The sequence below is a fragment of the Microbacterium sp. CnD16-F genome (assembly GCF_024124465.1).
Lineage (GTDB): Bacteria > Actinomycetota > Actinomycetes > Actinomycetales > Microbacteriaceae > Microbacterium > Microbacterium gawkjiense.
The window spans coordinates 1-9,199 of record NZ_JAMXSA010000078.1 but is presented as its reverse complement, the minus strand read 5'-3'; the positions used below and the strand labels follow the sequence as shown (position 1 = coordinate 9,199).

The window sequence follows — 9,199 nt, the reverse complement described above, 5'->3', positions numbered from 1 at the left end:
GCCTCGCCGCGACGCCCGGACGAGGGCACGGTGCTCGCGGGCGCCGAACCGGCCCCGCGGATGCGGCGCGGAACCGTCGTCGCCTTGGCGATCGGCGGGATCGTGCTGGCCGGCGCCGGCGCCGGGGTGACCTTCCTCCTCCTCGGCGGGGCGGGCTGAATGTCCTCACCCCAGCCCGACCGGCCTCGCGTGCGCCGATCGACGTGGATCGGCGCCGGCGCGGTCGCCGCGATCGTCGCGGTGGTCGGCACGCTCGCCGCCGTGTGGCCCGGCTACGACGCCCAGCAGACGCCGGTCGAGGACCCGACGGTCTGGGCTCTCCAGACCGGCGCCGGCAGCGGCTACGCACGGGTGAACCTCGACCTCGCCGAGGTCGACACCGTCAAACAGGTCGTCAACGGCACCCAGGTCGCGCAGACCGCCGACCGGTTGTTCGTCTTCAGCGAGGGCGGCTCGGCGTTCTCCGACGTCGATCTCGCCCAGCCCGCCGACCTGACCGGTGAGGACGAGGACGCCTCCTCGCCGACACCCGCCGGCACGGTCGAGATCGTCTCCGCGGGCGACGCCCTCGTCTACCGCACGGAGGGCGGCGGCGTGTTCGGGGCGACGCTGTCGGGGGGCGGCGCCGCCTCGCCGATCGACCCGTACGCCGAGGTGGAAAGAGAGCCCGGCGAGCAGGCGCCGCGCTTCGCGGCATCCGCCGTCGCGGTCGACGCCGACGGTGTCGTCTACGCCTACTCGGCGGCCGAGAGCGTGGTCGTGCGCGCCGAGGCGGCGACCGGTCGCATCCTGGGGCAGGACCCGACCCCGATCTCGCCCGTCGACGCACAGGTGAGCGCCGTCGACGGCCGCTGGGTGCTGTACGACGTCGCGACCGGCGAGGTCGCCGTGCAGGACCGCGACGACCTCGCCGACACGACGCCCGTGAGCGGCGCGGTGCTGCAGCGCGCCACGACCTCGGGGGACGCCGTCGTCATCGCCGACCCCGGCGGCGTCACGCGGATCCCCCTCGGCGCGGGCGATCCCGAGCGCGTGCTGGACTCCCCCGGCCTCGGCACACCGGCCGTCCCCGTGGCCTCGGACGGCGTCGTGCACGCCGCGTGGCTCGGAGACGGCGCCGCCGGCGGCACGCTGTGGTCGAGCAGCCGTCCGGCCGAGACGACGCCGCTCGACTACGCCGGCGCCGACATCGGCGACGGGGTCGACCCGGTCTTCATCGGCAACGGCTCGCGCCTGGCCCTGAACGATCGCGGCTCGGGGTGGGTGTGGCGTCTTCCCGACGGCGCGCTCATCCCGTCGTCTCAGCAGTGGCGGGTCGAGGACACCAGCGAGGCCGCGCCGCAGAACGACGATCCCGTCGAGCGGGTGCTCGACCCGAAACCTCCCGTCGCCGTCGACGACGCGTTCGGGGTGCGCGCCGGCTCGGTCGCCCTGCTCCCCGTTCTGCTGAACGATCACGACCCCAACGAGGACGTCCTCAGCATCGACGTCGGCGGCATCGAGGGGGTCGACGCGGCGTTCGGCTCCGTCGCCGTCACCGGCGCCGAGCAGCAGCTGGCGTTCCGCGTCGCGCCCGACGCGACCGGGACCACGAGCTTCCGCTACCGCGTCACCGACGGCACGTCCGCCGGGGGTCGGCTCTCCGAGTACGCGACCGTCACCCTGCGGGTCGTCGCGGAGGAGGAGAACGCGGCCCCGGTCTGGTGCGGGGTGGAAGGATGCCTCGCCACCTGGCCCGCCCCGTCCGTGGCCCCCGGCGGCACGGTGTCGGCCGACCTGCTGCGCGGCTGGGTCGACCCCGACGGCGACCCCGTCTACCTCGCCGGGATCGAGGGCGCCCCCTCGGTCGGGACGGCCACGACCTCGCCCGAGGGCGAGTTCACCTACCAGCATCCCGATCCGAGTGCGACGGAGGCCGCCAGCATCCCGGTGTCGGTCGTCGTCTCGGACGCGCGCGGCGCGACGACGACGCAGACCGTCACGGTCCGCGTGACCCCGGCACCCGAGCTGCGCGCGGAGTCGTTCGCGGCGACGGGTGTCGTGGGCGAGCCGCTCGACATCGACCTCTCCCCCCACGTGAGCGGCGCCTCGGGCGCGCTGACGATCGGCTCGCTCGTCGCCCTCGACACCGCGCGCACGACCGTGACCCCGAACGCGTCGGCGTTGCGGATGACCTTCGACGCCCGCGAGGCGGGGTCCTACGTCGTCCAGTACTCCGTCCGCGACGGCGCGGGCGAAGCCTCCGCCCTGGCTCGCATCACGGTCCGCGACCCCGACGACACCGTCGTGACGACGCCCCCGTTGACGGCGTTCGTCCGCCCGGGCGAGGACACCACGATCGACGTCGCGTCGGCGGCATCCAATCCCGCCGGCGTCGTCCTGCTGCTCGAGGACATCCGCCCCGACAGCGACCCGACCGCCGCGCTCAGCGTCGACCTCGTCGGCCAGAGCCTGCTGCGGGTGAGCGGCACGACCGACGACGGCGGCCCGGGCCGCCTCGGCGTCGTGCGCTACGGGCTCACCGACGGCCGCGACGGCGGCGCTCCGCTGGCCGAGGGCGAGGTCACCGTCATCCTGCTGCCGGCGGGATCCGCCGAACCGCCCATCGCCGTCGACGACACGGTGACGGTGCGTGGCGGCACGCAGATCGACATCCCGGTGCTGGAGAACGACCACGCCCCCGCCGGCGCGCTCATCGCGATCGATCCGTCGTCGATCGTGAACGAGACCGGCGGCGGCCTCGCCTTCGCCTCGGGACGGATGCTGCGCTACCTGGCGCCTCGCGAGGCGGGCACCTACGCGCTGACGTACACGATCTACCGCCTCGGCTTCCCCGAGGTGGTCGACACCGCCCGGGTCACGGTGACGGTCACCGGCGGCGACGACAACCGCGACCCCGTCCCCCGCACCCTCGAGGGAAGGGTCGTCGCGGGCCAATCGGTCGCGATCGCGTTCGACCGGTACGCGGTCGACCCCGACGGCGACGACGTCTCGCTCGACGCCATCACGACCCAGCCCGCCGAAGGCTCGGCGACGATCTCGGCCGACGGCCGGTCCATCGTCTACACGAGCCGCGACGGCGCCGCGGGGCAGGTGCGGTTCCAGTACCGGGTGAAGGATGCCCGGGGTCGCACGGGTACCGGCGAGGTGCGCATCGGGGTCATCGCCCAGCAGAGCGACCCGAGCCCCGTCACGTTCAGCGACTACGTCCAGGTGCAGGCCGGAGCCGCCAGCACCGTCGTCATCCGCCCGGCCGACAACGACGTGGACCCGTTCGGGAGCACGCTCGACCTGACCGGCGTCACGCCGAACGCGCCCGAGGACAGTCCCGAGTACGCCGCGCTGGCCGAGCGCATCGCGGTCGCCGACGACGGCGCCGTGACCGTTGTGGCGGGGACGGCCCTCGGAACCGTCTCGTACTCGTACGAGGTGTCCAACGCCGACGGCGACACCGCGATCGGGCTGCTCGTGGTGAAGGTCGTCCGCGACCCCGTCCCCGATCATCCCGTGATCTCCGACACCGTCCTCTCGATCGAGGACCGCGACGGTTTCACCCGTGGCGTCGACGTCCTGAGCGGCCGGGTCGCCTGGAATGCGGGAGACCCGTCGGGACTGTCGCTGCGGCTGTGGGGCGAGCAGCGGGACCTCCGCGTGTCGGGCTGGCGGATCTCGGGGCCGCTCCCCGAGCGCACCCGGCTGATCCCCTTCACCGTCGCAGGGACCGCGTACGACGGCACAGAGGTCACGACGTACGGCTTCCTGCGGGTGCCCGGGACGGACGACATCCGGGTGGCCCTGCGCGCGGACGTCGACCCGCTGCGCGTGCGCGAGGGCGAGAGCGTCGATACGGACGTCGCCGACCTCGTGGCGCTGCCGGACGACGCCGTCCTCGTCGTGGACGCCGACGGCACGAAGGCCGGCGGGGCGCGCGCGGACGCCTCCTGCCGCGTCGTGTCGGGCACCGTCGTGCGGTACGCGGCCGGGCGCGGGGCGCCCTGGCGGGATTCGTGCATCGTCGCGGCCCGCGTCGCCGGCCAGGACCAGCCGACGTATCTCGCGCTGCCCGTCGAGGTCGAGGCGGAGATCCCGCAGCCGTCGCTGCGCAGCGCCTCGCTCGCCGTCCGTCCCGGCCAGACGCAGACCTACGACCTCACCCGCATGGTGCGGTGGGCGGGCGTCGCCGACGAGGACGCCCTCGTCTTCGACGTCGCCTACGGCGGGGACCAGTTCGAGGTGGCCGCCGACGGCGCCGTCGTCTCGGTGACGGCCCTCGACGAGGCGCGTCCCGGCCGCGAGGAGCAGGTGCGGGTCTCGCTCCCGAGCCACCCCGACGCGAGCCCCGCGAGCCTCGTGCTCACCGTCGGCCCGTCCCCCTCGGCGCTCCCGCGCGGCGGATCGGCGGTGCAGACCTGCTCGCAGTCCGACGGGCGCTCCTCGTGCACGATCGAGGTGATCGGCGCCGACGGAGAAGTGAACCCGCTCCCGGGGACCCCCCTGCGCGTGGTCGCGGCGTCGAGCGCCGGCAACTGCGACGGGGTGAGCTTCGCGCCCGCGGGCGACCGCGCGGTGCGGGCGAGCTGGCGATCGGATGCCGAGGGGGCGGCGCGCTGCGCCGGGACCTTCGTCGTCGAGGACGCCCAGGGCCGCCAGTCCAGCGGCGATCGCAACGGGTCGGTCGTGCTCGACCTGCGGGGACTGCCCGCCGACCCCACCCGACTGGAATGGACCGCCTACACGGCGGATTCGGTGACCCTGCGGGTGACCTCGGATGCCGCCTCCTACCCGGCCGTCGAAGGGTACCGGATCACGACGGGCGGCCGCGAAGTCGCCTCGTGCCCGGCCTCGGGCAGGTGCGAGCCCATCGCCGCGCCCGTGGGCGAGCAGCGGGTCTACGAGGTCCGGGCGGTCAACGCCGTGGGCACCTCCCGCGGCACGGTCCGCACCGAGGCGTGGTCGTACCGCCCGCCGGCGCGGCCGACCGGAGCGAGCTTCGACCCCGTGCCGAACGGCCGCGACGGCGGACGTGCGACCGTCACGATCACGGGACTCGACGACACGACCGGGAGCGTGCGACTGCAGGGCGGCGTCGCCGGCAGCGCCACTCAGCCGGTGCGGGACGGCACGGCGGTCTTCACGGGCTACCGGATCGGCTCGAACGAGGCGCAGACTCTGACGGCGACCCCGCTCACGGAGTTCGAACTGCCCCGCGTCGCCGGCGGGTCGAGCGAGGGGCGCTCCCTCGACCTGCGCGCCCACGGCGTCGGAGCCCCGACCGTGACCCTCACGCAGACGACGTCCTCCGACTCCATGACGGTCACGGCGCAGGTCACTGCCGAGAGCGACGGCACCGAGCCGCTGTTCGGGTTCAGCGACGAGTCGGCCGCGGCCTGCACCCCCGACAGCCGCGAGTCCCGCCGGACTTTCCCGGCCGAGCCCTTCCGCTCCAAGACGGTCTACGTCTGCGTCACGAGCACCTATGGAGGACGCGACGGCTTCGGGGTGACCACCGACGAGATCACCGCGCGCCCGACGGGCAACGTCAGCGCACCGGATCCGCTCACCTACACCGTGTCGCCCACCCCGACCGGGGACCAGGGGTCGGGGTTCACCTACGCCGTGCAGACGTACGAGGACGGGAACGCCCACAGCGATCCGGGCGCGCGGCCGTTCGAGGACGCGCGCCTGCGGTACCTCCGCAACGGGCAGGTGGTCGACGCGTTCGCCCCGCGCCTGAACGAGCCCGGCGACCGGTGGGCCGCGCAGTGGTGCGACACGTTCGTCGGCATCGAGGTCGAATGCTCCGACCCGACCCCCATCGTGCCCGCCCGCGGCAGCGCCGACTGGCCCGTGTTCGTCGCCACGAGCGACCTGCCGTCGTGCCGGTCCGACGAGGACACCCCGGACTGGTTCCCGAGCGGGATCGGCGGAGAAGTGGCATCCGTCCGCAAGGATGTCACCGAGGGAGAACTCGGACCGCTGCGGGTCGAGTACACGATCCGGTGGACCGGCGCCCTGCGCGAACTGGACCAGCTGACGGTGGGCGTCGACTGCGCGCAGATCCCGCCGCCCGCCGAACCTCCCCCCACGGACCCGGATCCCACCGAGACCACGCCGCCGGGCACGGAGGGACCATGACCTCCCCCGCCACGCGACCCGAGAGGACCGAGATGACGATCACCCAGGAGCAGAGCGCCTGGTTCGCCGACACCTTCACGAAGCTCGTCGACAACGTCGAGCAGGTCGTGCTCGGCAAGCGCCACGTCATCGAGCTCGCCTTCACGGCGATGATCTCCGAGGGGCACCTGCTGCTCGAGGACTACCCGGGGACGGGCAAGACCTCGCTCGCCCGCGCGATGGGGCGCTCGGTGCAGGGCACGAGCTCCCGCATCCAGTTCACCCCCGACCTCCTCCCCGGCGACGTCACCGGGATCACCGTCTACGACCAGCGCCGCGGCGAGTTCGAGTTCCACCAGGGACCGATCTTCGCGAACGTCGTGCTAGCGGACGAGATCAACCGCGCGTCGCCCAAGACGCAGTCGGCGCTGCTCGAGGTGATGGAAGAGGGCCACGTCACCGTCGACGGCGTCACGCGCGGCGTCGGCGTCCCCTTCCTCGTCGTCGCCACCCAGAACCCTGTCGAGCAGGCCGGCACCTACCGGCTGCCCGAAGCGCAGCTCGACCGCTTCCTCATGAAGACCTCGCTCGGTTACCCCGACCGTGCCGCGACCATCCGGATCCTCGACGGATCCGGCGACGGCCCGCGCGAGGTCGGCCCCGTCATCACGCCGCAGGGCGTCGTCAGCATGGCCGACATCGCCCGCGGCGGCTACCTCAACCCCCTCGTCCTGGACTACATCGCGCGCATCGTCGAGGCCACCCGGCTCGCCCGCGAGGTGCGCCTGGGCGTGAGCGTGCGCGGCGCCCTCGCCCTCACGAAGGCGGCCCGCACGTGGGCGCTCGCGCACCGCCGCACCTACGTGACCCCGGACGACGTCAAGGCGCTCGCCGTCCCGGTGCTCGCGCACCGGTTGATCCTCGACCCCGAGGCGGAGTTCGACGGCGTCACCGCCGAGGCGGTCGTCGGCCAGGTGCTCCTGGACGTCGTGCCACCCTCGCAGCAGGAGCGCGCCGACGACCGCGGTCAGCGAGAGAACGTGTGAGTTCGTCCACCGAGTCGCGACTGACCCGGACGTCGGCGGCGACCGGGTACACCCGCACGGGCTTCGAGGCCGGACGGGGCACCACCGTGCTCGCCGTCCGGGGCCTGCACGGGTGGCGCCGACTGCGTCGCGCGGCCGCCCGCGTGGGGCGCTCCGTCGCTGACACCGTCTCGCCCGCGGGCTGGGTCGTCGTCGCCGTGGCGGTGATCGGACTCGCCGCCGGCCTCGCTTTCGGGCTGCTCGAGTTCGCCGTCGCGGGCGGGGCGGCGGCGCTCCTGCTGCTCCTGTCGGTGCCGTTCCTGTTCGGCGCGCGCGCCTACGAGGTGACCCTGCGCCTCGCCCACGACCGCGTCGTGGCGGGCACACCCGTCGAGGGGCGGCTCGTCGTGGCGAACGTGGGCCGCCGGACGGCCCTGCCCGGTCGCGTCGACCTCCCCGTCGGCGACGGGCTCGTCGACGTCCACGTCCCCCTGCTGCGACCCCGGCACGAGATCGCCGAGACCGTCGTCATCCCGACGCGCCGACGGGGCATCGTGACGGTCGGCCCCGCGCGCACGGTCCGCGGGGACCCCCTCGGCATCCTCACCCGCGAAGCGACGTGGCAGGAGACGCACACGCTCTACGTACACCCGGTGACGACGGCGCTGCGCAGCACCGCGACCGGGCTCATCCGCGACCTGGAAGGGAGCCCCTCGCGGACGATCGTCGACGCCGACTTCTCCTTCCACGCGCTCCGCCCCTACGTCCCGGGCGACTCCCCCCGTCAGGTGCACTGGAAGTCGACCGCGAAGACGGGCGCCATGATGGTGCGCCAGTACGAGGAGACCCGCCGCTCCCGCATGATCCTCGTGGTCGGGCGCGGCGGCGACGAGTTCGCCGACGACGACGAGTTCGAGCTCGCGGTCAGCGCCGCGGCATCCATCGGCGTCCGCGGGATCCGCGACGTCGCCGTCGTCACCGGTGCCGAGATCCCCGAGTTCGCGCGCGGCCGGATGCGGACCTTCCGAACGCTCACGACGATCTCGACCCGGACCCTGCTCGACGACTTCGCCGGGCTCGACCGCGGCGTGAACCCGAGTCCGCTGCGCGAGGTCGCCTCGCTCGCCTCGACGCGCCACGGCGACGCGTCGATCGCCTTCCTCGTCTGCGGATCGCCCCTCACCCCGACGCAGCTGCAGAGCGCCGCGCTCGCCTTCGGCCCCGAGGTGGCCGTCGTCGCCCTCGTGTGCGCGCCGACGGCCGAGCCCGGCATCCGGCGGCTCGGCAGCATGACCGTCATCTCCATCGGGCTGCTCGACGACCTGCGTCAGCTGCTCGCCAAGGGCGCGCAGTCGTGACCGCCCCCGTCGAGGTCGTCCCGCCGCGCCGGGCCCGGCGGCGCCGGAACCCGTCGCGTGCGGGCTTCTTCGTCGGCCAGGCGCTCGTCCTCGATCTCGTCCTCGCCGTCGGGGCCGTCGCGACCTGGCCGATCTACCGCAGCACCGCCCTCGTCGTCGCCCTGACCGTCGGCATCGCCGCCGGTCACCTCGTGGCCGCCCTCGGCACCCGCTGGCGCTGGTCGGGCTGGTGGGTCGCCCTCGCCGCCCTCGGCGCGTACATCGCGCTCGGGGTGCCGGTGGCCGCGGCGGTGTCGCTCGCCTCGCCCGACGCCGCCGTGGACGCCCTCGTCGACGTCGCGACCGCCCCCGTCACGGGGTGGAAGGACCTGCTGACCCTCGAACTCCCGCTCGGGTCGTATCAGGCGACGCTCGCCCCGGCCCTCTTCCTCTTCCTCGGCTGCACGGTAGCCGCGCTGTCGATCGCGTGGCGCAGTCGTCGGCGGTGGATGCCGGCGGTCGCCCTCGCGCTCCTGCCCGCCGTCTTCGGGGTCGCCTTCGGCGCGCGCTCGCTCGCCTCGCCCGTGCGGCTCGGCCCGGTCGCGGTGCAGCCCGAGACCCTGCTCGGTGTCGCCGCGGTCGTCACGGCGCTCGTCGCGGTGGTGTGGCGGTCCGGTCACGACCGACGCCGGGCCCTCGCCACGGCGGCCGCCGCCTCCGGGG

The 9,199-nt window shown here is 74.3% G+C and carries 3 protein-coding genes and 1 pseudogene; all 4 read left to right on the top strand.

What is annotated here, in order from left to right:
• Positions 1-159: 159 nt before the first annotated feature.
• Positions 160-6,135 (top strand): Ig-like domain-containing protein, encoded by a 5,976-nt coding sequence (locus NH287_RS14210; protein ID WP_253036130.1) that lies wholly within the window; start codon positions 160-162, stop codon positions 6,133-6,135.
• 32 nt (positions 6,136-6,167) lie between these two features.
• Positions 6,168-7,160, top strand: a complete 993-nt coding sequence (locus tag NH287_RS14205) for a MoxR family ATPase (RefSeq protein ID WP_064001698.1) — start codon at positions 6,168-6,170, stop codon at positions 7,158-7,160.
• Positions 7,157-8,497, top strand: a complete 1,341-nt coding sequence (locus tag NH287_RS14200; protein WP_253036129.1) for a DUF58 domain-containing protein — start codon at positions 7,157-7,159, stop codon at positions 8,495-8,497. The genes NH287_RS14205 and NH287_RS14200 overlap by 4 nt, the downstream gene beginning before the upstream one ends.
• Positions 8,494-9,199: pseudogene (locus tag NH287_RS14195) on the top strand (transglutaminase domain-containing protein); the annotation flags it as partial. The gene NH287_RS14200 and the pseudogene NH287_RS14195, both read left to right, overlap by 4 nt.